This window comes from Nocardia sp. CA-128927, from assembly GCF_050955855.1.
In the GTDB taxonomy this organism is placed as follows: domain Bacteria; phylum Actinomycetota; class Actinomycetes; order Mycobacteriales; family Mycobacteriaceae; genus Nocardia.
The window spans coordinates 2,153,605-2,173,468 of sequence record NZ_CP192087.1 but is presented as its reverse complement, the minus strand read 5'-3'; the positions used below and the strand labels follow the sequence as shown (position 1 = coordinate 2,173,468).

Annotated in this window: 41 protein-coding genes; 8 read left to right on the top strand and 33 right to left on the bottom strand. The window is 62.5% G+C overall.

Features of this window, described 5'->3' with window-relative positions; translation table 11 throughout:
• The first annotated feature begins 5 nt into the window (after positions 1-5).
• From ACQPW1_RS10425 to ACQPW1_RS10400, 6 genes are read left to right on the top strand one after another with little or no spacing between them, the layout of a single operon-like run.
• On the top strand, positions 6-308 hold the full coding sequence (locus tag ACQPW1_RS10425; protein WP_433662526.1) for a WhiB family transcriptional regulator: 303 nt from the start codon (positions 6-8) through the stop codon (positions 306-308).
• On the top strand, positions 298-708 hold the full coding sequence (locus ACQPW1_RS10420; protein WP_433662525.1) for a RusA family crossover junction endodeoxyribonuclease: 411 nt from the start codon (positions 298-300) through the stop codon (positions 706-708). The genes ACQPW1_RS10425 and ACQPW1_RS10420 overlap by 11 nt, the downstream gene beginning before the upstream one ends.
• A complete protein-coding gene (locus tag ACQPW1_RS10415) occupies positions 705-974 on the top strand; it encodes a hypothetical protein (RefSeq protein WP_433662524.1) in 270 nt (89 codons plus the stop codon). The genes ACQPW1_RS10420 and ACQPW1_RS10415 overlap by 4 nt, the downstream gene beginning before the upstream one ends.
• Entirely contained in the window at positions 967-1,197 is a 231-nt protein-coding gene (locus ACQPW1_RS10410; protein ID WP_433662523.1) for a hypothetical protein, read from the top strand. Before ACQPW1_RS10415 ends, ACQPW1_RS10410 begins: the two co-directional genes overlap by 8 nt.
• The gene (locus ACQPW1_RS10405; RefSeq protein WP_433662522.1) at positions 1,194-1,730 is read left to right on the top strand and encodes a hypothetical protein; all 537 of its coding nucleotides are present in this window, start codon (positions 1,194-1,196) and stop codon (positions 1,728-1,730) included. The genes ACQPW1_RS10410 and ACQPW1_RS10405 overlap by 4 nt, the downstream gene beginning before the upstream one ends.
• Positions 1,727-1,936 (top strand): hypothetical protein, encoded by a 210-nt coding sequence (locus ACQPW1_RS10400; RefSeq protein ID WP_433662521.1) that lies wholly within the window; start codon positions 1,727-1,729, stop codon positions 1,934-1,936. Before ACQPW1_RS10405 ends, ACQPW1_RS10400 begins: the two co-directional genes overlap by 4 nt.
• 95 nt (positions 1,937-2,031) lie before the next feature.
• Here the strand turns inward: ACQPW1_RS10400 and ACQPW1_RS10395 are convergent, their stop codons facing one another.
• From ACQPW1_RS10395 to ACQPW1_RS10385, 3 genes are read right to left on the bottom strand one after another with little or no spacing between them, the layout of a single operon-like run.
• A complete protein-coding gene (locus ACQPW1_RS10395) occupies positions 2,032-2,556 on the bottom strand; it encodes a hypothetical protein (RefSeq protein WP_433662520.1) in 525 nt (174 codons plus the stop codon).
• Positions 2,557-2,595: 39 nt separating this feature from the next.
• The gene (locus ACQPW1_RS10390; protein WP_433662519.1) at positions 2,596-2,796 is read right to left on the bottom strand and encodes a hypothetical protein; all 201 of its coding nucleotides are present in this window, start codon (positions 2,794-2,796) and stop codon (positions 2,596-2,598) included.
• Entirely contained in the window at positions 2,793-3,239 is a 447-nt protein-coding gene (locus ACQPW1_RS10385) for a hypothetical protein (protein WP_433662518.1), read from the bottom strand. Before ACQPW1_RS10385 ends, ACQPW1_RS10390 begins: the two co-directional genes overlap by 4 nt.
• Positions 3,240-3,566: 327 nt before the next feature.
• Here ACQPW1_RS10385 and ACQPW1_RS10380 point away from each other — a divergent pair, with 327 nt between their 5' ends.
• Positions 3,567-4,337: an exonuclease domain-containing protein gene (locus ACQPW1_RS10380; protein WP_433662517.1), complete on the top strand. Its 771-nt coding sequence runs from the start codon at positions 3,567-3,569 to the stop codon at positions 4,335-4,337.
• Positions 4,338-4,564: 227 nt separating this feature from the next.
• On the opposite strand, the gene ACQPW1_RS10375 is transcribed toward ACQPW1_RS10380, so the two are convergent.
• Together ACQPW1_RS10375 and ACQPW1_RS10370 are read right to left on the bottom strand one after the other, a co-directional pair.
• On the bottom strand, positions 4,565-4,816 hold the full coding sequence (locus ACQPW1_RS10375) for a hypothetical protein (protein ID WP_433662516.1): 252 nt from the start codon (positions 4,814-4,816) through the stop codon (positions 4,565-4,567).
• Positions 4,817-4,877: 61 nt separating this feature from the next.
• The gene (locus ACQPW1_RS10370) at positions 4,878-5,225 is read right to left on the bottom strand and encodes a hypothetical protein (protein WP_433662515.1); all 348 of its coding nucleotides are present in this window, start codon (positions 5,223-5,225) and stop codon (positions 4,878-4,880) included.
• A 682-nt stretch (positions 5,226-5,907) separates the two neighbouring features.
• Between ACQPW1_RS10370 and ACQPW1_RS10365 the strand changes: the two genes are divergently transcribed.
• Positions 5,908-6,723, top strand: a complete 816-nt coding sequence (locus ACQPW1_RS10365; protein ID WP_433662514.1) for an alpha/beta fold hydrolase — start codon at positions 5,908-5,910, stop codon at positions 6,721-6,723.
• Between the two features lie 7 nt (positions 6,724-6,730).
• Here ACQPW1_RS10365 and ACQPW1_RS10360 read toward each other — a convergent pair whose 3' ends face one another.
• The 28 genes from ACQPW1_RS10360 to ACQPW1_RS10225 form a co-directional block, all read right to left on the bottom strand.
• Positions 6,731-7,561 carry a helix-turn-helix domain-containing protein gene (locus ACQPW1_RS10360; RefSeq protein WP_433662513.1) on the bottom strand — a complete coding sequence of 277 codons (831 nt, stop codon included), beginning with the start codon at positions 7,559-7,561 and terminating at the stop codon, positions 6,731-6,733.
• 332 nt (positions 7,562-7,893) lie between these two features.
• Complete coding sequence (locus ACQPW1_RS10355; RefSeq protein ID WP_433662512.1) at positions 7,894-8,085, bottom strand: hypothetical protein; 192 nt, start codon at positions 8,083-8,085, stop codon at positions 7,894-7,896.
• 128 nt (positions 8,086-8,213) lie between these two features.
• Positions 8,214-8,819 (bottom strand): hypothetical protein, encoded by a 606-nt coding sequence (locus ACQPW1_RS10350; protein WP_433662511.1) that lies wholly within the window; start codon positions 8,817-8,819, stop codon positions 8,214-8,216.
• 99 nt (positions 8,820-8,918) lie between these two features.
• Positions 8,919-9,182 carry a hypothetical protein gene (locus tag ACQPW1_RS10345; RefSeq protein WP_433662510.1) on the bottom strand — a complete coding sequence of 88 codons (264 nt, stop codon included), beginning with the start codon at positions 9,180-9,182 and terminating at the stop codon, positions 8,919-8,921.
• 74 nt (positions 9,183-9,256) lie between these two features.
• Entirely contained in the window at positions 9,257-9,484 is a 228-nt protein-coding gene (locus tag ACQPW1_RS10340) for a hypothetical protein (RefSeq protein WP_433662509.1), read from the bottom strand.
• A 16-nt stretch (positions 9,485-9,500) separates the two neighbouring features.
• The gene (locus ACQPW1_RS10335) at positions 9,501-9,983 is read right to left on the bottom strand and encodes a hypothetical protein (protein ID WP_433662508.1); all 483 of its coding nucleotides are present in this window, start codon (positions 9,981-9,983) and stop codon (positions 9,501-9,503) included.
• A 32-nt stretch (positions 9,984-10,015) separates the two neighbouring features.
• On the bottom strand, positions 10,016-10,381 hold the full coding sequence (locus ACQPW1_RS10330; RefSeq protein WP_433662507.1) for a hypothetical protein: 366 nt from the start codon (positions 10,379-10,381) through the stop codon (positions 10,016-10,018).
• A 23-nt stretch (positions 10,382-10,404) separates the two neighbouring features.
• Positions 10,405-10,659 carry a hypothetical protein gene (locus tag ACQPW1_RS10325; protein WP_433662506.1) on the bottom strand — a complete coding sequence of 85 codons (255 nt, stop codon included), beginning with the start codon at positions 10,657-10,659 and terminating at the stop codon, positions 10,405-10,407.
• The gene (locus ACQPW1_RS10320; RefSeq protein WP_433662505.1) at positions 10,656-10,880 is read right to left on the bottom strand and encodes a hypothetical protein; all 225 of its coding nucleotides are present in this window, start codon (positions 10,878-10,880) and stop codon (positions 10,656-10,658) included. Before ACQPW1_RS10320 ends, ACQPW1_RS10325 begins: the two co-directional genes overlap by 4 nt.
• Positions 10,877-11,560, bottom strand: coding sequence for a hypothetical protein (locus ACQPW1_RS10315; protein WP_433662504.1), 684 nt, complete (start codon positions 11,558-11,560; stop codon positions 10,877-10,879). The genes ACQPW1_RS10320 and ACQPW1_RS10315 overlap by 4 nt, the downstream gene beginning before the upstream one ends.
• A gap of 89 nt (positions 11,561-11,649) precedes the next feature.
• On the bottom strand, positions 11,650-12,735 hold the full coding sequence (locus ACQPW1_RS10310) for a DUF932 domain-containing protein (RefSeq protein WP_433662503.1): 1,086 nt from the start codon (positions 12,733-12,735) through the stop codon (positions 11,650-11,652).
• Positions 12,736-12,827: 92 nt separating this feature from the next.
• Positions 12,828-13,217 (bottom strand): hypothetical protein, encoded by a 390-nt coding sequence (locus ACQPW1_RS10305; protein WP_433662502.1) that lies wholly within the window; start codon positions 13,215-13,217, stop codon positions 12,828-12,830.
• Positions 13,218-13,252: 35 nt separating this feature from the next.
• Positions 13,253-13,501 carry a hypothetical protein gene (locus ACQPW1_RS10300; RefSeq protein ID WP_433662501.1) on the bottom strand — a complete coding sequence of 83 codons (249 nt, stop codon included), beginning with the start codon at positions 13,499-13,501 and terminating at the stop codon, positions 13,253-13,255.
• Positions 13,502-13,515: 14 nt separating this feature from the next.
• A complete protein-coding gene (locus ACQPW1_RS10295) occupies positions 13,516-14,040 on the bottom strand; it encodes a hypothetical protein (RefSeq protein ID WP_433662500.1) in 525 nt (174 codons plus the stop codon).
• Positions 14,037-14,756 (bottom strand): hypothetical protein, encoded by a 720-nt coding sequence (locus tag ACQPW1_RS10290; RefSeq protein ID WP_433662499.1) that lies wholly within the window; start codon positions 14,754-14,756, stop codon positions 14,037-14,039. Before ACQPW1_RS10290 ends, ACQPW1_RS10295 begins: the two co-directional genes overlap by 4 nt.
• 31 nt (positions 14,757-14,787) lie before the next feature.
• Positions 14,788-15,042, bottom strand: a complete 255-nt coding sequence (locus ACQPW1_RS10285; RefSeq protein ID WP_433662498.1) for a hypothetical protein — start codon at positions 15,040-15,042, stop codon at positions 14,788-14,790.
• Positions 15,039-15,329, bottom strand: a complete 291-nt coding sequence (locus ACQPW1_RS10280; protein ID WP_433662497.1) for a hypothetical protein — start codon at positions 15,327-15,329, stop codon at positions 15,039-15,041. The genes ACQPW1_RS10285 and ACQPW1_RS10280 overlap by 4 nt, the downstream gene beginning before the upstream one ends.
• Complete coding sequence (locus ACQPW1_RS10275; RefSeq protein ID WP_433662496.1) at positions 15,326-15,838, bottom strand: hypothetical protein; 513 nt, start codon at positions 15,836-15,838, stop codon at positions 15,326-15,328. Before ACQPW1_RS10275 ends, ACQPW1_RS10280 begins: the two co-directional genes overlap by 4 nt.
• Positions 15,835-16,245 (bottom strand): hypothetical protein, encoded by a 411-nt coding sequence (locus ACQPW1_RS10270; protein ID WP_433662495.1) that lies wholly within the window; start codon positions 16,243-16,245, stop codon positions 15,835-15,837. Before ACQPW1_RS10270 ends, ACQPW1_RS10275 begins: the two co-directional genes overlap by 4 nt.
• Before the next feature lie 6 nt (positions 16,246-16,251).
• Entirely contained in the window at positions 16,252-16,638 is a 387-nt protein-coding gene (locus ACQPW1_RS10265; protein ID WP_433662494.1) for a hypothetical protein, read from the bottom strand.
• Between the two features lie 13 nt (positions 16,639-16,651).
• A complete protein-coding gene (locus ACQPW1_RS10260) occupies positions 16,652-17,194 on the bottom strand; it encodes a hypothetical protein (protein WP_433662493.1) in 543 nt (180 codons plus the stop codon).
• A gap of 69 nt (positions 17,195-17,263) precedes the next feature.
• The gene (locus ACQPW1_RS10255) at positions 17,264-17,569 is read right to left on the bottom strand and encodes a hypothetical protein (RefSeq protein WP_433662492.1); all 306 of its coding nucleotides are present in this window, start codon (positions 17,567-17,569) and stop codon (positions 17,264-17,266) included.
• 30 nt (positions 17,570-17,599) lie between these two features.
• Complete coding sequence (locus ACQPW1_RS10250; protein WP_433662491.1) at positions 17,600-17,839, bottom strand: hypothetical protein; 240 nt, start codon at positions 17,837-17,839, stop codon at positions 17,600-17,602.
• Positions 17,836-18,234: a hypothetical protein gene (locus ACQPW1_RS10245; protein WP_433662490.1), complete on the bottom strand. Its 399-nt coding sequence runs from the start codon at positions 18,232-18,234 to the stop codon at positions 17,836-17,838. Before ACQPW1_RS10245 ends, ACQPW1_RS10250 begins: the two co-directional genes overlap by 4 nt.
• Before the next feature lie 17 nt (positions 18,235-18,251).
• Entirely contained in the window at positions 18,252-18,506 is a 255-nt protein-coding gene (locus ACQPW1_RS10240) for a hypothetical protein (protein ID WP_433662489.1), read from the bottom strand.
• Positions 18,503-18,820: a hypothetical protein gene (locus tag ACQPW1_RS10235; RefSeq protein WP_433662488.1), complete on the bottom strand. Its 318-nt coding sequence runs from the start codon at positions 18,818-18,820 to the stop codon at positions 18,503-18,505. Before ACQPW1_RS10235 ends, ACQPW1_RS10240 begins: the two co-directional genes overlap by 4 nt.
• A gap of 405 nt (positions 18,821-19,225) precedes the next feature.
• On the bottom strand, positions 19,226-19,501 hold the full coding sequence (locus tag ACQPW1_RS10230) for a hypothetical protein (protein ID WP_433662487.1): 276 nt from the start codon (positions 19,499-19,501) through the stop codon (positions 19,226-19,228).
• Positions 19,498-19,815, bottom strand: coding sequence for a hypothetical protein (locus tag ACQPW1_RS10225; protein WP_433662486.1), 318 nt, complete (start codon positions 19,813-19,815; stop codon positions 19,498-19,500). Before ACQPW1_RS10225 ends, ACQPW1_RS10230 begins: the two co-directional genes overlap by 4 nt.
• Positions 19,816-19,864 lie beyond the last annotated feature (49 nt).

Below are 19,864 nucleotides of genomic sequence, written 5' to 3'. Positions count from 1 at the left end.
TGCATATGGCCGGTGAAGACCGCGAATGGATGACCGACGCGAAGTGCCGTGGCACCAGCAACTACCGCCTCTACGAGAGCGACAACCGCGGCGGCGGCCAAGCCGAGCGCCTCGAACGCGCCTGCGGAGGCTGTACCGTCAAACCCGAATGCGCCTCGTACGCACTGCAATTCGCGAACCAAGACGAGTGCATCGGCGGGACTGTGTGGGCTGGAATCCCGGTCCCTGAATCGCCATCGACGATCTTCTACCACCGTGCCCTCGACCGGCTCCGTGTGATCGCCGAGGGCCATCGTGATGCTGCCTGACGAGCTGACCACCGCGGTACAGGCACTAATTTCCCCACAGCATGTGATCGTCATCCCTGGCGAGCCCCACCCGAAACGGCGTCCACGCCTCGGAAATCGCCGCGCGTACACCGCAGAGGACGACCTCCACGCCGAGGCCCGCACCGGATGGCTCCTCTCCCAAGCCATCCCTGCTCCGCTGACCGGCAACATCGCAATGACGTGCATCTTCTTCCGACGCACGCGTCGCATCGTCGACGCGGACAACCTGCTCAAGCACGTATGCGACGCAGGAAACCGGATCCTGTGGCGCGATGACTCGCAGTGCACCGCCAAGCTCGGCGTGATCGAACTCGACCGCGCCAATCCCCGAACCGTCGTCCTCTTGGGTACCCACCGATCGAGTCTGGTTAGGTCATGATCTTCACCATCTCCCGCAGCGTCTACCGCGTGCTCGGCATTCCGCTCGCCAGCGTCACCCGCCAGCACGCCACCGCGGACGCGTCCAATCCGGGTGCGCCACTGGCCTCCCCGGCACTGACCGAGCATGGGTATGCATACTCCTGCCCACGCTGCGCAGAGCTGCTCCTCGAAGGTCTCGCCGAGCCGATCACCGGTGCCGACGAAATCGAACTCATCCTCCATCACAACTGCCAGCGCGACACCGAGGACGGCGCCGGTGAGTGATGCACTGTCCCCCCGTCACGACCTCGAACGAGCGATACGCCGCTATGTCGCGGCGGAATCCGGTGGCGGCCTGGCCACTGACTATCTGGTCTTCGCCGCATATCAAGATCCCGCCCAGCCCGGCACCGGATACCAGCTGATCCTCACCGACGACATCAGTTACCACTGCGCTGTCGGCCTGGCCGCCCACATGGTCGCCACACTGGAAAGCACCTACGAATGACGTACGCACGCGAGGATCTCGACGCGTTCCACGCGGCTGCCGACGCGGCGAACCAATACACGCCGTTCGAAATCGGCGATGTCGAATTCGCCGCCGCGGCCGAAGCATTGCTCTCGCACGTCTACAAAGCCATCCACTATCTGGCCGGCGTCGTCGACGACCACAGCACCAGTGAACTGCACGCCCACATCCTCGAGCTGATGCGCGCCGGCCACACCCAAGCCGCTATCGCCAAGGCATCGGCGGTATCGACCACCACGATCAGCCGAATCGTCAACAACTCAACGGCCCGCTACGCGCCCGACGTCGCGGCGCGGCTACTGGCGGTGCCAGTTACCAAACCTGAACCGCCCCCGCTGAACCCGTCGATCCTCGCCGCGCTCGAACGTGGCGAGCAGGTGTCGGTGCCATTCGGCTACAAGGCTCGATACGCCGAAGCACTCGCCCGCACCGGCGTCGACACGAAACGAATCGCGAACAGCCTGAACATGTCCTACGCGCAGGCGATCAAAGCGAAGAGGGCCGCAGCATGAAGACCGAACTCACCGCGTGGGAACTCACCGATGAGCACGCCGGAATGATCCTGAACTGGCGTAAGAAGGCTCGCCTACGCACCGGCACAATCGGCAGAGTCACTCACCACGGCAGCCATGACAACTGCTACGTGCAGGTCGAGCTACGCACCCCTGCCGACATGGCGGTACTCGCGGGTGGCGACGTCGTGCACGTCCACCCCTAACCGTTCAATCTTCGAGCTTCAGGGTCGAGATCGAGGACTCGACTTCGCCGATTTCGTAGAGGTCGCCACCCTTCGCCATCTCGTCGCCCGTACCGCTAGGCGGCAACGAGTTTGCGGTGCACTCGGTTCAGTTCGATGGTGAGATCGGTGGCAATCATGCGGATCAGGTCTTCCGCAGTGACGACGGGTCGCCAGTCGCCGGTACGCTCCTGCCAGCACATCGCGCGGTGGCTGTAGTAGGTGACGCTGGTCAGCCGGGTGTGGTCGTTGACCGTCTGGATCCAGACTGTGATTTCGTCCATCTCGTCATCTTCGACATGAGTATCGAAGTGGATATCGACCTCTTCATCGATCCCAACCAGCGTGAAAAGCCGCTGCTTGCAGTAGTACTCGGTCGCAGCGGTGCCATTGAGCATCATGCACAGCAGGCGGAGCCACCCTTCGCCAATGCCTTGGTCGTACTCGGCGATGTCGAAATCCGGCATGAAGGCGTACCGCTCGTCGTCGCAGTCCTCGTCCCACTCGTCGAAGAGCGTGAAGCCCAGCCGCCAGTTCAGCGCCTCCATCGTGCAGTGCTGAAGAGGGCGCATGAGGTTCTCGTTCAGGCGCAGTTCGAACACGTTCTCTCCCTTGATAGTTAGTCGATTCACAATGTGCGCTCAGGCGCCGTGGTCTTTGTCTGCGATCTGGATGAGCTGGCGAGGTACCGCGCGACCGGTGCCGTCGCGGTAGAGGTTGCCCTTCCACCAGCTCCAGGTGTGCCCGGCGATGTCGACAAGGTCTGGGGGCGTCGGCTGGGACGCTTGGACCTCGTCGACGAGAGCGGCCAACTCGCGAACGATTCGTTCGACAGGGTTCACTCGGCCACCCACGCGGCCGGCGGCCTGCCGCCTTGGGCAAGCCAGTCGAGCAGTCCGGCCTTGAGATCGAGCAGCTCGTCACTGCCAACCTCGATACGCCGGTAGTCGTCGAGTTCGTCCTGGCCGCGATCCTGCTTGTCTGCCAGCGCATCGTTCGAGCCCTGAAGCGACAACGTGATGGAGGCGATCCGCTGCCATATCTGGTCCGGGTCATAGTCGGGAACCGCCCCGCCATGGACTGCGCGCCAGGACTTCAGCTGCTCATTCAGGATCTGCCGTTCCTCCTCGTACGCCTCGATCAACTCGTAGTGTTTCTCGGCAGCGCGGCCGGTGATCCGGCCGGCGTTCTCCTCTGTCTCGAAGAGAGCGTTCTCCTCGTTCAGGTGGCGGTCGATCTCGTCGATACGTGCGGCTGCGGCTCCGGGGTCGAAGTTCGCGTTCATGTGGTTCCCTTTCAATTCGAACCTCATACACCTTAAACCTAGGGTGTAAGGTGTATGAGGTTCAGGTGGCACGTCGGCTGCCTGCGGCTCATCCATGAAGCTGGAGGGTGCACCCGATGCACATACTGATGACGATCGCTCTGGTCGCATCACTGCTGATAGTCGTTGCCTACTTGGCCGCTTCGATGTGGCCGGGGACCAGTCGGCGCACTCTCGATCGACTCTGGGTCCGCGCGGCATCCACGATTGCCGGAACGGTTCTTCTGGGGGTGGTGTATGCAGTTAATCTCGCGAGCGGCGCGAGGTAAGCCGGCGGCAGGCGAGCGAGTGAACGCCCTCGCTACCCCTCCGTGGATTGAATTGCCGCTCGGTGGCTTTGACTTGGAGACCACCTCGGCAGACCCGCTGACGGCGCGGATCGTGTCGGCATGCCTGGTGCTCGTCGAGGGTGGCCGACTGCGTCAGCGGACGTGGCTGCTCAACCCAGGTATCGAGATCCCGGACGGAGCGGCGGCGGTACACGGAATCACCACGGAGAAGGCCCGAGCCGAGGGGCTTGACTACACGACAGGACTTCGCGAGATCGCAGACGCAGTGACCAGCGCGTGGGCCTCCGGGTACGCGCTGGCGATGTACAACGGCAGCTTCGACTGCACGGTCATGGCGAGCGAATGCCTCCGCGCCTCACTGGGGGCATGGGAGGCGCGCGGGCTGGTCGTGGATCCCTATGTCATCGACAGGCACTGTGACCCGACTCGGCCGGGTTCGCGCCGCCTGGCCGCGGTGGTCGATCACTATGGGCTCGAGATGGGCCAAGCCCACACCGCCGACGCAGACGCGGTTGCGGCAACAAGGCTGGCCTGGGTACTGGGACGGAAGTTCCCGGATGTCGGCGCGCTCACCGCGCGGCAGCTGATGGCTGCGCAGGAGCGCTGGCACGACGAGCGCCAGGCCGACTTTCGACGGTGGCTGTCGGCCAAGGCAGAGCGTATGCGCGAGCAGGCCGAGCAGCTCGAGCGCCAGGCCGTCGAACTGCTCGAGCGCGCCGCGTCGGTCAACGGTGAATGGCCCGTGCGCCGGGTTCTGCAAACATCGTGACAACGCGATCAAGACTTGTACGCTCGTACCATAACCAGATCTCCCGCTCGCGGACTCGCGAGGGGGCACCCGCCGGTGGTGGCGGGCACAACTGAATAACAACTCAATAGGCCGGTGGCGATCTGAAGCCCCGGCGCTCGGTTCGCGACTCGTGTGTGCCGCGCCGGACCAGCCGCCCTGGGGCGTGGAACTCTCCGCGCCCCAGGGCTTTCACTTTCTGGCCTGCCCTACAACAGGTCGAATGCTCGTAACCGCACCAGAGCTCTCGTTCTCTGGCGCGCCTCCACGCTGCTCATATGCACTGCCGCCATCGACAAGTCGCCCTCGGCGATCGCCTTGCCAGCGAGTGCGCGAGCTTCCTCTACCTCGACGTCGAGCCTGTCGAGGTCGGCCTTGCGGCCCGCTTCGAGTGTGCGTTCCTGGTCACGCTGCGCTGATCGGCCGGTGGCGGCCTGCAATCTTGTTCCACGTCTGCCCACGTTTCTCCATTTCTTGATTGCCACGAGCCTCTGAAATCAGGTGCGAGGCTCGCGTGAACAGCTACTGCCCCTGCTGTTCGACCCACGCGTTGTGACACCACATGGCCTCGCGTTCGTCGCCGGAACGGCGCACTTCGCCGTCACGCCGTCCGCCGAAGATCGTCGTGCGAAACAGCAGCGGTTTACCGACACCGGTCCAGCTGTGATGTTCTCCGACGAACTCGGTTTGCACCCATCCGCAGCCGGTCGCCGTGCACGCGAGCACGCAATAGTCGGGGTCTTGGAGCAGCTGGTGAAGCTGCTCGTCGGTAATGGGCTGCCCCTCCCGATTGAAGTACTGCCGCCGCAGTGCGGGTAAGTAGCGTGTATGTCGTGGCTCTTCTGCGCCGATTATGGATGGCGGATCCATGATGGTCTCCCATTTGTTGCGTTAACTCGAATGTGAATCATTTCAACCCCGACGCCAAACTGGCGCGGGCATGCGCCGCTCTTGCCATCAGGTCCCGTCGGGGAAGGTGAAGGCCACATAGCTCGGCCTCTCGACGGCGTGCGCCTCAAGGCGCACGAGGCTCTGACATCTAGTCAGGAACACGCGCTCGCGGCCATCGTTGGCCCTACGGGCGCTTTGCAGCATTCGGAAACATCCTCTCTTCTGAAGGTGAGCCGCCTCGCCCCGACCACGCTCGGCGAAGCTATGGAACATGACCGAGGCCGCTCCCATCAAGCACCAGAGCCATTCATTTCTGAATTGGCTTCCTGTTGACAACAACGCCTCTTATCGACAGAGCGAAGCAGAGGATATCGGCAACGACGAGGTGTCCGTTTCAGTGACTTGCATCACTCACACGGAGCGCTGAACTGGCGTTACCCAATCACGGTGCGCGTGCCATGCGGACATGGGCCTTCGCGCCGAACTACTGCAATTCCAAACTGAATTGGTATCCGAATGGACGCGCGCCATTCGATCGGGTTGCATGTACTCCGACAGGGACGATGCTGTCCCACAGTCCCGCAAGGGTGGCTATCGCATACCAGCGCGCCGCCCCCCGACAGTGAAGTGCCAATTGAGTTCGTCGGAAAGAAGTACGACTATGTTCGCAAGCAATGCTGGCGTCCAGATCCACTACACCGATACCGGCGGTGACGGCCTGCCTGTCGTGTTTGCCCACGGGTTCTTCATGGACACGACACAGTTCGATCCTCAGCAGGCATTGGCCGAGAAGGGCTATCGCCTCATCTGCTGGGACGCCCGCGGCCATGGCCGGACCCAAGCGCCGGCTGGAGAACCATTCACCTACTGGGACTTGGCGCACGACTGCCTTGCCGTGATGGATCACGCCGGCGTCGATCGGGCTGTCATCGCTGGCATGTCACAGGGTGGCTACATCGCCCTGCGCGTCGCGCTGACCGCTCCTGAACGGGTTGAATCGCTGATCCTTCTCGACACCACCGCCGACGCTTCTACTCCTGAGGAGAAGAACCAATACATCTCTCTCTTCGGCGCGTGGTGCGATCCTGCCGTTCCTCTGATGCCGATGGCCCTTCAGTTGGCACCCCAGCTTATCGGGGGAAGCGCCGCGCAGCAGCAGCCGTGGATAGATAAATGGATCTCCTCGGATCGCGCTGGAATCCGGGACGCCGCCGACAACCTCATCGACCGTGACTCGGTGCTCGATCGCCTCGATGAGATCACCTGCCCAGCACTCGTACTGCGCGGCGACCACGACGCGACGAGCACCGCGGCGAAGTCTGCGGACCTGACACAGGGGCTGTTCGGGGCGGGTGGCGTAGTCGTGACCATCGCGGGCGCAGGTCATGCGGCGAACTGGACCCACCCTGAGCCCACCAATGCCGTTCTCACCGCATTTCTTCACCTGGCACTGCATGGCCTAAACCCGGCACCCTGAGCCGTTATCACCCTCGCCGGTCGGCCAGTTCGTCCGAGCCGTTATAGCTCATAAGAACGCCGAGGAAGTGCTGCATCGGTGGCAGATTGCCTGGAGATCGAGTGATCTGCACCAGCAGCGTGTAGGGCTCGCCGGACCGTGAATTCCGTAGGTGCATGTACGGCGAGCGGCGATTGAACGTCACGCTGCCGCTCGTCCACAGCCGCATGAAGTCGTCGGAATCGCTGAGATCTCGCAAAAGGTCATTTGCCCAGCTCGGGCAGCCATGCTCGCCGATCAGGGCGCGGAACCACGCCACGGTCAAGGCGGCCTCCCCCTCCCAGTCGAGCATTGTCAGTTTGGACTCAGGGTGGCGGAAGAACCAGGTCAGGACATTTCCCGCTTCCTCAAGCCCCGGATACGCGCGGCGATACGCGGAATTGGAAGCCAGCACGCGCCAGTAAGGGTCCACCCATGCCGCCGCATGCGGCAACAGTCCATCGAGGCCGACCTGCATCTCTTCAGTGATCACGAAGGCGTAGTCAGGCATGTTCGCTGCGGCCTTGCCCTTGCCGCCAGCCTCGGCAAGGTGACGCAAATGCCTTTCCTCGTCGCCAGATAGGTGCCATGCTGCCGCGACCTGGTCGACGAACTCGGACCGGACAGGACGATTGCCGTTCTCGAGCGAGCCGAGGGAGTTCGCCTGCATGTGCAGGAGGTTGGCCGCCTGGGCGCGGGTAAGCCTGCGCCGTTCCCTGAGTTCGCGCAGAAAACTACCTGCCGGAGACTTGGGCGCCTCCGGGAGCCCCGGTCTTTCGGCGTCAGCGCCCCACTCGGAGGAATCGGCATAGTCGAGCACGGGCATCCTTTCAGCGATCGAGCAGCCGTCGCGCGCCCGAACATGGGTTCGGATCGCGAAATGATCGCCGCCCACGCGGACGTAGCGAGATCCCTGGCTACGTCCGGCCCCGCATCGACGCAGGCGAAGCGTCCGCTATTCCATGTCGACAGGCGGCAGACGTTCATGCCGTTATCAAAAAGGCTCCTTGTTGAGTTGTCAAATTAGTTAAGATATCCTTTATCTGCGTTTATGTAGACAGAACGTGTTCAGACGGCGAACGCCGACTGACACAAATGAGGACTTCACCTTAACGAAGGCGGAGACTGCTGAGCTTCGCTGTCTCAATTACTCTAGACTTGCCCACTCTCTACTCGGCAAAGTTCAACGACACCTTCCTCAAGATCATCGCCGACGAAGTAACAGTCATTGATATCGGTAAAAAACCACACCGACGAAGCGATCGGCTCAACGGCTCCCACCATCCGCCCATTCTCGATCACCAGCATTAAATCGTTATTGATACGTCTTAGCTTACGATCCACGTGGAGTTACCTTTCCGTGACGACGAAGTAGTGCGGCTGCATTCGCTTCTCTCCCAGCATGGTTGGTTGCTTGATGGTTGTCCGGGGCCGCCGCGGCGACGGCCCCGGAAGCGCTTCGGGGTGAGCGGTCAGGCTGCGTCGCGCTTGCGCTCGGAGTGGAAGAATCCCGAGATCCGGCGACCGAATCTCAGTGCCTCGTCGGGGTCGATGGTGATCTTGAATTCGACTGTGTTGCCGCGGTGTTCGACTCGCACGGTGTTGTTCGACATCTCGGTGTCGAAGCCTCGCCGCTCGAGGCCGCGGTCTGTGGTGAACGATCGGCCGCCGAGCATCATGACCAGCTTGCGCATCAAGGCTGAGCGGGCCGCGTACTTCTCGTCGTCTGCTTCCTTGCGTGCTTTCGCGTCGGCCACGAGTTCGCGAACAGGGCGAAGTAGCCGCCGCTCGATCTCCCTGGCGATCTGTTCGTCCGACTTGGTCTTCGATATCCGGATCGTCGGGTTGAACCTGCCGTAGCGCATCCAGTTGGACAGGCCGTTCTCGGGGATGAAGGAGATGAGCAGCTTGCCGCGATCTGTGTAGTGATGGTATTCGGTGTACTGATCAGGGTCGTAGAAATGCAGTTTCTCCCCCTCCAGGTTCCCGATGTGCATGCTGCCGTACTCGTAGCCGTCGGTGCCCCAGAACCCTTCTAGCCGGGCGGTGACGTTCTGCCGCTGGGTGTAGTCGACCATGTCGAAGCTCCTTGATATGCGATGTCAGACGGAGTGGAACAGGGCTCGCACACGCGACAACTCGTGGTTGAGGTCGGTGTTGATGGGCACGTGTCCCCGTCATTCGGTGAAGGCGATCGGGGCGCTGTCGCTGTCCACCGCGATTTCGATGGCGACGTCGGGATCGGCGTAGATGCTCACGACGAGTCCGCCGGATCCGTCTTCGTACGTGTGGATGTGGAAGGTCTTGCCGTCGGTGCTAGTTCCGTCGATGCTCCGGAGTTCGCCATAGTCGCCCTGGTCGTCGATGGCGGTTGTGGTGCTCCCCTGGCAGAGCGAGCCGTCGGATTCGGGAGCGGTGTCGGTTGGGGTGGGTAATGGCATCAGAGACTTTCTGGTGAGATCGGGTTCAGCTCGTCCGTATAGCTGGCGGGCCGGGCCGGTCGTGGCGTGAGCCGTCAGAGGATCTCGAATCGGCGGCCAGCACGCCGAAGTCGCAGACGGGCGCCCCCCGGTTTGCGCAGTTCGCGCCCGCTGCTGTCGATCACCGAGAACAGTCCAGTGCGCGCGTTCTGGACGGCGTAGTAGATGCCGCCGCGCGGGCCGGTCAGCGTGGCCATGATGGTGCCCATTTCCACGCGGTAGGAGACGGTGCCGATGGTGATGGTCTCGACTGGCTTGGTCATCGGATGCTCCCGTGCCTCAGTAGCCGAAAACGTCGGCGAGGCGCTTGAATTCGGCTTCGAGTGCCTGAAGGACGCCGCGGAGCACGGTGTCGTGGGTGCGGATGTCGGTGGGCGACCAGGTCTCGTCGAGGTAGGTGATGTCATCGCCGCTCAAGCAGTCGACGCTGGCGAGGGTGACGCCCTTGCTGGACTCGAGCCGCAGGCTCATGCCCTTGATGCAGCCGTATTGATCGGCCAGCAGTTGATAGGTGAGGGTGACCCCGTGCGACACCGTGTGTTCGATTGCTCGTATACGGCTTTCGGCGTAGACAGTTTCCGGGTCGCCGTGGTCGCCGTAGAGCGCGTCGATGATCTCGGCGACGATGAGGTACCACTCGTTCATCCAGCACCAGCCGTCGATGCGGTCGGTGGTTTCGTGCTCGATCCAGGCGGTGGTCCAATCGTTCGAGGCGAAGGCAGTGGCAACCTTGGGCTCATCGGCCCAGACGGTTAGGGACATACGGGAATCTCCTTGCTGTGCTGGGGGGTTCGCTATTCGGCGGTGGGCTTGGCGCTCAGGTCGAAGACGCCTTCCGTGCAAATCTTCAGCGGGTACGTCTCGCGCCACCATCGGGTGAAGTACTGCGGGAACCACGCGTCCAGGGCCTCGCGTAGCTCCAACATGCACCGCGCGTCATAGCGCCGATACAGCGTCTGGTACCTCTGGAATCGCCTGTTCAACTCCGAGCGCACGGCGTAAAACGCCTCATAGCTGTCGATTTGGATGGCAAAGCCCCTATCGCTCACACCTGCCCGCCGAGATACTTCGACGGGCGCGTCACAGTGACGCTTCCGGTCTGCGGGTTGATGTGCTGCAACATAATCCGCCTCGAATTGCCGCTGGCCGTGGTCGACCATGTCGAAACTCCTTGAAGCGCTTGTTAATTGATGTTCATCCGACGGCGTCTCATTCGCGCTATCACGCGCTCGCAGTAGGTGTGGTAGTCGTCGTTCTCGAAGTCCCCGAGTAGCGAACCGTCGCCGATCAGCTCCTTCACCTCGTGATCAGCCAAAGTCGCCAACTCGATGCCGAAAAGGTCGAAGAAGCGCTCAGCTGTTACGGCGAAGCGGTAGTACTGAGTCACCTCGAGGTCGATATGTATCCGCTCGTCGGCCGCCTGCTCCGATGTAGTCACTGCGCTACCTCCTGGCCGAGGTAGTTCGGCGGACGCTTGCCTTCCCACAGCTTGGTCAACGTGACCTCGCCGGTATGAGCGTCGTTGTGCCGCAGCAGGACTCGCTTCGAGTTGCCGACACTGGCCTTCGCGTTGAACGCTGCTGCGGCCAGGCTCTCGCGTGGAACTCCCTGATCGATCCATTTGCTGCCGACCTGCAACTGATAGAAGTACTCGATCACGCGGTCACCACCAGCAGCTGGCGAACGACGTGCTCGACGACCTTGTCGAGATGGAAGTTGCATTCACTGCCCGCGGCGGACAGCTCGGGATAATCGTCGTCGAGACCACCGAGCGCGGTATCACGCAGCATCCGCCCGGCGCCCTCAGGCAGCCGATCGACCTCCACACCGAGGCGCTCGGCGAGCGCTTGTCGGGCCTCGTGCAGTCCGCTCGAATTCCAGTGCTCGAAGATCCGCCCCTGTTCGACGTCGTGGAGCACCTCGGTATCCAGCACGCCGGAGTCGCTCGCCAGCTTGGTGATGACCTCGAGCAGGTCGCCCGGCGCGCGGTCGTCCAAGCCGATCGCGACCATCAGCGCGAACCCGCCCTCGACGGCGATGACGTGTGAGTCGGCCCATTCACGTAGCAGGACAATGGAGTTCGCGACATAGTCGGGTTCCTCTTCGCCCGATTGGAGGTTGTGGACAGTGCGTTCGAGCACCAGCAGATCGACCGGGTATCCCTCGATGTAGCGGGTGGTCGCGTACCCCAGGCCGTGGGGCAGCTGCTCGTCCCAGCTGTCGCCGTATGCGAGGGTCAGCGTCTGGCGTACGGTCAGCCCTTCCGGGATTCCGTTGCCGCCAAGGAAGTCGCGTCGGACTTGTTCGCGAATCCGTTCGTCGTTCGAGTAAGTACCCATCATGGGTTTGCCTCCTTGGAGTAGAGGTGGATAGGCGGGCCGCTGGGAGTCGGATTCCTAGCGGCCCGCTCACTGAAATACGTCGGGGATCAGACGAGTTCGAGGACGCGCATCAGGTCCCTGCGGGCGACGTCGCCTTTCTCAGCGGTCTTGCCCTCGATCGCGTTGATCATGTTTCGCTCGACGCGAGTCATGTTGGCGACCGACGCGTAGTGGTGGTTGTAGGTGTTGACTGCCTGGATCACGCCGAACGCGGTGCCTGCCCACGGTGCGACGCGAACGTCGTTGCGGTAGAGGTCGGCCAGTTTTTCCCGCTTGTTGGTGGCGCGGGTCGCGGCGGCACCTTCCTTGCCCATCGGCGCCCACTCGCCCAGGAATGCGTCGAACTGGCGCGTTGTGACGTCGATTCGGCACAGCTTCGCGATCGAGGCGGCGAAGTCGTCGGCGCCCTCGACGATGATCCTCAGCGCCTGCCGCGCTTCGGTGAGCTTCACCTTCGAGTTCTTCGAGTGCCGGACCTTGAATCGCTGGCCGGAGGCACGCGCCTCCTTGTTGGCGTCTTCATAGGTGTTGTCGCACACGACGACGGTGTTGACCAGCGCGTACTGAGTGGCTATTGATCCATCGTGGGATGTCGCGGCCAAGATGTTGGACCGGAATTCCACACCTTCGGGGGTCGTCACGTTGTCGGGTCGTTCGATCTGAACCCAGGCTTGTGCCGAGTCACGCAGCAAGCCGGCCGAAGTGACGCCGAGGCTGTCAGTGCTGACCGCGAGCCCGGCGGGGGTGACGATTTGCGCGACATTAGTGAGGAGCCATTCCTGGAATTGGTGCGATTCGTATCCGGACTTGAATACACCGAAGTCGTACTTGCTTTCGGAGTGGTAGATCGTCTGGCGGCCCGCCTGGGTCAGGTGGACGACGTAGGGCTGCCCGGACGGGCAGATCCAATTCCACTCGTCTTCGAAGCTCACCGGTTCGCCGTGCATGCTGACTGCGGATTTGGCCTTGAAGTTGAACAGGCGGCGCACCACTTCGCCGACCGGGATGAATCCGGGGTAGTGGTTCGGCTCCTCGCCCTGATCGTCTTTGCGGTAGTGCCAGGCGGTTCCGCGCTTCTCGGTCATGCCGATCAGGGTCTTGGTGTTGAGCCATTCCGACGTTTCGCGAGACATGTTTCTCCTTTTAGGCAGCATGAATTGCGGTGTCGCCATGACGTTTTGGCGGCACCGTGGGGCACATTCGTTAGGTTTGGTTTCCCGGTTCGTTAACCGGGAGGCTCGAGCCCATCCGGTTCGTCGTTCCACACGATGTGGCCGAACTTGGGAGCGCAGGAGGCGCAGACGACAAGGCCCGTGGCGGCGTCCGAGCCGCCAACGACCGGGGCGACGGGCTGGTTGGGGCGGATGACGTCGCCGCATCCAGCGCACCGGCGAAGTCCGTTAGGGGGCAGGTCGAGATACGGCAGCTGCCCTGAGACTTGGACGCGATACTCCGTGCCTTCTTCAACCTCGCGATTGCGTTCGTCGCCGGTCACACGATCGCCGAGGAATTCGGTGGGGTGAACGGGATTGCCCGTGCTGATGGCGTCGAGTAGTTCGCCCGGATTCCCGTTCCAGCTCTCGGGGACCTCCACCGCCCATATCTCCTCGATCATGGCCGTTGCCTTGACCCGTAAGTGAAGTAGTTTCGTCATGCTTCTCCGTGTCTGATTTCGGCTCGGGCTTGGGCTGCTCGGCTGAGCCAATATCGGTGGTCACGCAGGCGGCCGGCCGCGCCCACGATGGCGTAGTCCGCGCCGGTGGCATCGCCGTTGTCTGCGAGTGCACGGGCCTCGTCGACCATCCGGAAGTACCCGGCCAGGCATCGGGCGGCCATGTCTTCGAACTGCGCGGCCTTGGCCAGCGGGTCGAACTGAAAAGGATTGGTTGGAGCTCTCACGGCGCCCTCGCGGTTCAGGCCCAATCGACGACTGGGCGCGGATGTTGGGAGTGTTCGGGCCAGATGTCACAGGAGGTCATGTGCGCCAACGCGATTCGCGTGATCTGGCCGATGCTCGGCTCGTCCTCGACGCGGCCGATGATCTCGTCGCAGAGCTGACATTGCAGGTCGTTGTCCAGGGTGCTCAGGTCGGCCGCGGTGACGATGTGAACCCACTCGATCACGTCGGCCAGTGCGGGGGTGATCGTTGCTAGAGGGGTCGGAACGCGGGCAGGCGTCCTCTCTTCGGCGCACGAGCACCATGGCGGGGTGCGGTGCTGGGATTCCCGGAGGTCGTCAACGTCGAGCAGTGGCCGGTAGTCGGGGGTTTTGGAGCGGCCGTAGAAGATCGCGTCCTGGATCTGCGCCTCGGTTACACCGCACAGATAGGCGCGACCCACTGCGGCCTGGACGGCTGCGGAGTCAACTTCGCGGGCGGCGTCGGCGATGGCGTCGAGCAGCGCCATCGTTTCGCCGAGGTCTGGCTCGAAGAGGCTCAACTCTGATCACCGCCGTAAACGAAGGTTTCGGGGTTCGTTGGCGCAGCTGCACGGATTCGCCAAACACGTGTTGGCACACGGAATCTGACCTTCTCGCGCCGCGAACCGTTGCCGCGGTGGATCCAGCCTTCTCCCGCTCGCACCTGGTCGGCGGCGTACGCGATCGAAATCTCGCCCTTGCCTTCGGGGTCGAATCCCATTCCGCTCCAATCCATCTCACGATCGGGAAGAGTGATCTCGAAGTTCGTTGGGTCAACCGCAAGCACGTAGTTGCCTGCCAGCCCGTATCCACCGAAGCGGAAGCCGACGCCACCTCGGTAGAGGAACCAGTCACCGACGTTGGGTTCTTCCCAGGGATCCCACGCGGTTGGCGTTCGTTCGCCACCCATACGCAGGCGTGCCCAATCGGCCACCAACTTCCAGTCGTCGCTGTCGCTGGTGTCGCTGAGCGGAATAACGCAGCGCGGCGCTATCCAGTTGGGCATCCTGGCTGGGTCGCTGGTGATGTATTCGGCGCAGCCAGAGCGCGAATCATGGTGACTGATCAGGGAATATCCATGACCGCGCAGGTCATCGACCCGGCTTTCGCCGATCAGCTCCCGCAATCCGATCTCACGGTTCAGCCGCTCAGGCTTGTACTTGTCATCCAGCCAGCGCAGGACCGTGGCGATGTCGGGTTCAGCGATGTGGGTGAGGTGCGCGTTGTCTCGGCACATTGTGGTCCTTATGGGTTGAAGCTGTAGGGGATCAGTGCTCAGGTAGCCAGGAAGCGGGCACCCACGACGCCAGCATTTGCTCCAGCTGTTGCGCGAGGGCTTCGAACTCTTCGGCCTGGCGGTTGTCGTCGCATGTCGGGCATTCACCGGCCGGGCAGTTGCCCTGTTCGCAGCTCTCCAGTTTCAGGAAGTACCCCGCTTCTTTCAGGGCGGCGAGCAGGTCATATCCGTTGTCTTCCAAGAACTTTGCGTACTGGGAACGTCGTCCGGCTACGGTCGCCCTCATTTCGCTCTCCTCTGCTCTTCATCGGCCCACCGTTGTTCCCAGGTGAGCCGTTCGACCTTCGCGTCGGCGTACTTGCTCTTGATGCGTGCGATGGCTTCGTCGGTGGTCTCGAACTCCGGGTACGTGGGCTCATCCGGGTCCATGCGGCGGAAGTAGCCGTAGTTGTCGTAGAGGTTGACCAGGGCGGGTCTGCCTGGGCCGTGGTCGATCCACTGGAACCACCCCCATTCGCCAGTCGTAATGCGGACGAACTCAGGCCAGCCGTCGGGGAGGTTGCTGTCGGTCACCACTCGTTCTCCTCAGGTGCGACGTCCGGGAGCTGGTAGCCCAGTGCCACGAGGCGCTGCCAGTCGATCTGCACGTATCTCGCTATGTCGGTCTCGGTACAACCTGGACGCAAATTGACTGCGTTCCAGTGCCATTGGCAGCGACACATCGTGCGGTTCCAGACTGAGGACTGGAAGTGGATGGGATCGTCGCAATCGAACGGAACACCCTCGGAGCAGGGAAACTCGGGGCAGTCGATGACAACAACGTCGGTAGGGGCGCCAGCGAAGCGGAGCTTTTTGAACTTTCTCCCCTTCGCGGCTACCACAGTTCCATCTGCTGCGACTGTTCCCTCCTCGGAAATCTGGGTCCACACGTGGTAGTCCCAGGCGTCGAGCTTGGCGCCTGCCATCGAGTACCCGTGTAGGACATAGGAGTAGGGCTTCTCGCCGTCGTGGCGTTCTTCGCCCGAGACATTGACCGTCCACACCCTGAATTCGGATCCGCTTGTTTCGGCAGCCGCGGTCACTGGCCACCGCCTTCCCCCAAGTCGTGCCCATCCTCGGGAGCAGGGCCAAGTTGGAGCTGCCGGAGGCCGGCGTCGAAATCGGCGATTAGGTTCGCTTCTGCGGCCAGTCGCCCGATCCCACCGAGTACGTAGATCTCCTCGTTTTGCGCGTCGATTTCCTCGTCGAAGGCGCATAGCCCGTCGGTGAACACTTCGATGATGTCGTGGCCGTGCTCATCGGCCAGGTGCGCAAGGTCGGTGACCAGGTCACCAACAAGCTCGTTGAACCATTCCGGGTCGCTCAGATAGTCGGCGATGGTCGAGAGATTCTGGCCCGCCGCGACAGCCCAGGCTTCGACGGCCCTGGTCGCGCGGAGCGCGCTCCGCTTCGAAATCTGAACGGTTTCATAGGATTCGATGTCGGACATCAGCGATCAGCTCTCGCGTCCGTCAAGCGCATCCAGATCCCCGTGCTGCTCGAGTCGCTCGATCTCACGCGCCAACTCCCTCACCGCGTGCTCGGTGAGTTGCTCGACCTCGATTTCGTCGGACTCCTCGAAGTAGTAGTCGAGGCCGTTTTCAAGCACAGGCCGGAACCCCACTCCGCTGAGCTGGGAGAGGTGACCGAGGTCGCCGATGAAGTCGCTGACCAGCTCTGCGAAGAAGGCCCGCGGATCTTCGTAGTCTTCGGCGGTCATGTTCGCTGTGCGGCCGGATTCGGTGGCGTACGTGGTGAGTGCGGCGCGAACCCATTCGGCATGTTCGCGGATGCGGTTGGTCTCGGGTAGGTCGTACAGGGGCGTTCCCTTGGGGATGTTCACAGGGGTCTCCTGTTCAGAGGATTGCGGCGAGCAGCTGGGCGACGCGGATGGCGCCAGCGTGCGGGATCCGGAATTCGAACTTCACGGTCTCGTCGTTTTCCACCACGACTCGGCCTCCGTTAGCGAACAACCCGACGTACGGGCCAACGGACTGCGCTTTCAATATCTGTGCGAGTCGGGCTTCGCAGCTGCGTTTGACACGCTCGACCCTTTTGGCCTCGTTGCGACGAATCCCGTCTTCAGCCCGCCGTGCCGTGTAGACCGGCAACAAGCGTCGCCGGATCTCGTCCGCCATACGGTCGGGGCTTTTGCGGAGCGACATTTGGATGGAAGGTGTTGCGACGCCTCTGAATTTGATGTCGCGGAGTTCGCCGAACACGCGAACTGATCCGCGTGCGACCTTGTATCCACCGGTTTCCAGGCGTAGTGCCTGGCCGTCGGGTCCGTAGATCCAGGCTGCGTCGCGGTGTCGGCGACCCAGCGATGGCGTCCATTCAGGCCCCATCCGCTGCGCGACCAGACTGGCCACCTCGATGGCGGGCGGCGGGGTCGACACATCAGCCTTGGTGATACTCACGGGATTGAATTCCTTTGCTGTACAGCGAGTTAGGGCCGTCTGTTTCGATCAGGCGTCAGGGGTTGGCGGCAGGTACGGCATGCTGGGAAGGAAGTGCTCCAGCGGAATCGGGCCGTCGTAACGCTGGCACTCACAAGGAACCGGGTTGTAGCCGTCGAACCAGTCCATCCAGTCCATGAAGGACTGGCGTCTGCCGTGGCAGGTTCCGTCGTCGGAGTGGAGCGAGTAGGCATGGCGGCAGGAGCATCGGGCAACCACGGCGGGTTTGCTTGCGGGTTGCCGTCGGACACGGCCCGCGATGAAGCCAATGCTGAAGGTTGCGCCGACAATTCCAACGGAAACGGGATCGATCACGGATTGAATTCCTTTGCAGGGGTGCAGGACTCAGTCCTCACCGATGAAGAAGTCGGCGATGTGGCGGGCGGCCTGGGCGTGGGTGAGGCGTGAGCCGGTGTAGTCCTGGCCTCGTGCGATCTCTGCGCCATCGCGCAGGACGATGTAGCGCCAGTTGCCGACATAGGCTTTGCCGACGGTTCCGCCGCCGACCTTTTCGACCTGGACGATGAGGCCCTCGCGGCACCGTTCGAATTCGCAGATGAAGTCGCGCAGGTCGTTGTAGCTCATGGGGTTTCGCTCTCCACAGGAATAGTCGGGGTGTTCACCTCTACGAGGGTTCGGTGGGCGTCGTCGAGCGCTTCGCGAAGGAGGCTCTCCCCATGGCCGTTGACCCAGTCGTCGCTGCGGACAGGGTGGTCGGTGAGGGGGTTGAACCATTTCCCCGCGAGGAGCCCGTACTCGCAGCTCCAGATGGATGCGTGGCCGAGGGTGAATCCGGCGCGGCGAGCCGAGACTTCGACGCCGACGAACTGCCAGCTGTCGCCGAAGGATTCGAGATCGGCTTGGTCGAACACTTCCGGGTCGTAGTGATCCGGGGATGCGTCGAGATCGGCGTACATCGCGGCTTTGATCTCGAAGCCGTCGACCACGCCGACGGAGAGGGATTCGAGTAGGTCGAGCATGATTCGCCTTTCGCTGCTCAGGCGGCGCGACGGAGGGCGCCGCGGGGGCCGATGACATATCGGGTGATCTCGCCGTCGTGGAAGTTCATGAGGTCCCGGCAGTCGGTGCACTGCGGGTAGAGGTCCAGGAATAGGTGCTGGTCATACAGGTGTGAGCGCTGATATCGGCGCTGGATCTCCTGCGCGAACCTGTCGAGTGCTTGCCGCGTACTGTCGGCGCGGAAGTGATAGGTCTCGCGCGGACCGATGCTCGCGTGAGCGCAGACCTTCACCGCGCACCCTCGCCGTACACCACGACGCCACCGTGCAGATCGGCAAGCATGTGCAGCAGCTCCCGCGCGGTCGGCATCGGCGCGACCGCCATCGCGTCTGCTTGACGTTCGCCGTCCGGAGTGCCGCACTCACGGCAACGGTCGCCGAGGTTGCACGAGACGCGATCCAGGGCGGTGGCGAGTGGATGGCCGTCGGCGATGCTGCTGTCGACGACCCATCGGCCGCCTTCTGCGCGAAGGTAGACCTTTGCCGAGTGTTCGAGCTGGTGGAACGCGGCGGCGAAGTCGTATGAGACTTCAGCGAGGTTGTTCATGGCTTCTCCCGATGTTTTGCTGTATTGATTGGGGATTAGACGAAGACCGGTTCGTGCCCGAGGTTTTCGAGGCAGCTGGTGATGAACGGTGGGAATTCTTCGGTCCATTCGGTGAAGAAATTTCCAGTACACGCGACGTGGTAGAGGTACCGGATATAGAGCGGATTCGGTTCCATTGCCCTGTTTCCGAGCGTTGTTTGAATGGGGTGAGTTTCGGTCGCTAAGCCATTTGCGCAGCAGAGGTTATCCAGCCGAAGGAAACAACGACCGGTTTGAGGTGTCAGACCTCAGGCAACCCCGACTCATCCAACGGCCTTGATCAAGCCGACCAGCCAGCCGTCACCCAAACATCCAGGTAACAGCTGGAATTCGATTGGATCGCACTAGCCCACCAGCTGAAATCGCCTAGGCGAATTGAAACAGTTCGAATTGTGTTGGTTCGTTGAGGCTCGATACCTGCGAAGGCTTTTGCCGTTTCCGCGACGAAGGTTTCGATTCGACTTCGCGCAAGGTGCTCAGGTTCACCACCCGCGCCCCCAGTCCCTGGCGCTCCGGATCCAATACCCACACGGTCCCGTCCTTCGGCCCCGGACCCCACACTTCACCCGACTTGCGTACGCGAGGCCGGCCACGCCCTTTCGCCTCCGCAACCCAGTCGATCGCGTCGTACTCGATGATCACGCCACCACCGCCAGCTCTCGCGGCTTTACGGTGCGCGTCTCAGCGTTCAGCCACGCCGCCAGCGCCGCCAGCTCCCACGTGAATGCGCTCACCCCACCGGCGGCCGACAACCGCTGCTGCACAGCCTCTTTCGCTGACACCGCATCGAATGCATGCCCCAACGCCAACAGCAACAGCTCCGAATTCGTCTCGACCCAGTACTGCGCGATAGCACGCGCCGACGGCGCCGACACCGCCACGCCAGTCTCGCGCCACAGCTCGACCTCGGCAGACACGCGCCGTGGCCCGGCCGGACTGATCACTACTCGAGCCATCGTCATCACTCCCTAAGTTGATTCGCCCTTCACGAGGGCATGAAAATAG

Excerpts from the sequence above, each read along its gene's own strand:
- ACQPW1_RS10340 (WP_433662509.1), bottom strand. The coding sequence starts at position 9,484 with ATGACCAAGCCAGTCGAGACCATCACCATCGGCACCGTCTCCTACCGC.
- ACQPW1_RS10370 (WP_433662515.1), bottom strand. The coding sequence starts at position 5,225 with ATGGATCCGCCATCCATAATCGGCGCAGAAGAGCCACGACATACACGC.
- ACQPW1_RS10235 (WP_433662488.1), bottom strand. The coding sequence starts at position 18,820 with ATGAACAACCTCGCTGAAGTCTCATACGACTTCGCCGCCGCGTTCCAC.
- ACQPW1_RS10250 (WP_433662491.1), bottom strand. The coding sequence starts at position 17,839 with ATGAGCTACAACGACCTGCGCGACTTCATCTGCGAATTCGAACGGTGC.
- ACQPW1_RS10225 (WP_433662486.1), bottom strand. The coding sequence starts at position 19,815 with ATGGCTCGAGTAGTGATCAGTCCGGCCGGGCCACGGCGCGTGTCTGCC.
- ACQPW1_RS10385 (WP_433662518.1), bottom strand. The coding sequence starts at position 3,239 with ATGAACGCGAACTTCGACCCCGGAGCCGCAGCCGCACGTATCGACGAG.
- ACQPW1_RS10365 (WP_433662514.1), top strand. The coding sequence starts at position 5,908 with ATGTTCGCAAGCAATGCTGGCGTCCAGATCCACTACACCGATACCGGC.
- ACQPW1_RS10330 (WP_433662507.1), bottom strand. The coding sequence starts at position 10,381 with ATGGTCGACCACGGCCAGCGGCAATTCGAGGCGGATTATGTTGCAGCA.
- ACQPW1_RS10425 (WP_433662526.1), top strand. The coding sequence starts at position 6 with ATGGCCGGTGAAGACCGCGAATGGATGACCGACGCGAAGTGCCGTGGC.
- ACQPW1_RS10290 (WP_433662499.1), bottom strand. The coding sequence starts at position 14,756 with ATGTGCCGAGACAACGCGCACCTCACCCACATCGCTGAACCCGACATC.
- ACQPW1_RS10415 (WP_433662524.1), top strand. The coding sequence starts at position 705 with ATGATCTTCACCATCTCCCGCAGCGTCTACCGCGTGCTCGGCATTCCG.
- ACQPW1_RS10245 (WP_433662490.1), bottom strand. The coding sequence starts at position 18,234 with ATGCTCGACCTACTCGAATCCCTCTCCGTCGGCGTGGTCGACGGCTTC.
- ACQPW1_RS10305 (WP_433662502.1), bottom strand. The coding sequence starts at position 13,217 with ATGATCGAGGAGATATGGGCGGTGGAGGTCCCCGAGAGCTGGAACGGG.
- ACQPW1_RS10350 (WP_433662511.1), bottom strand. The coding sequence starts at position 8,819 with ATGGTCGACTACACCCAGCGGCAGAACGTCACCGCCCGGCTAGAAGGG.
- ACQPW1_RS10335 (WP_433662508.1), bottom strand. The coding sequence starts at position 9,983 with ATGTCCCTAACCGTCTGGGCCGATGAGCCCAAGGTTGCCACTGCCTTC.
- ACQPW1_RS10310 (WP_433662503.1), bottom strand. The coding sequence starts at position 12,735 with ATGTCTCGCGAAACGTCGGAATGGCTCAACACCAAGACCCTGATCGGC.
- ACQPW1_RS10345 (WP_433662510.1), bottom strand. The coding sequence starts at position 9,182 with ATGCCATTACCCACCCCAACCGACACCGCTCCCGAATCCGACGGCTCG.
- ACQPW1_RS10405 (WP_433662522.1), top strand. The coding sequence starts at position 1,194 with ATGACGTACGCACGCGAGGATCTCGACGCGTTCCACGCGGCTGCCGAC.
- ACQPW1_RS10420 (WP_433662525.1), top strand. The coding sequence starts at position 298 with ATGCTGCCTGACGAGCTGACCACCGCGGTACAGGCACTAATTTCCCCA.
- ACQPW1_RS10400 (WP_433662521.1), top strand. The coding sequence starts at position 1,727 with ATGAAGACCGAACTCACCGCGTGGGAACTCACCGATGAGCACGCCGGA.
- ACQPW1_RS10315 (WP_433662504.1), bottom strand. The coding sequence starts at position 11,560 with ATGGGTACTTACTCGAACGACGAACGGATTCGCGAACAAGTCCGACGC.
- ACQPW1_RS10270 (WP_433662495.1), bottom strand. The coding sequence starts at position 16,245 with ATGTCCGACATCGAATCCTATGAAACCGTTCAGATTTCGAAGCGGAGC.
- ACQPW1_RS10285 (WP_433662498.1), bottom strand. The coding sequence starts at position 15,042 with ATGAGGGCGACCGTAGCCGGACGACGTTCCCAGTACGCAAAGTTCTTG.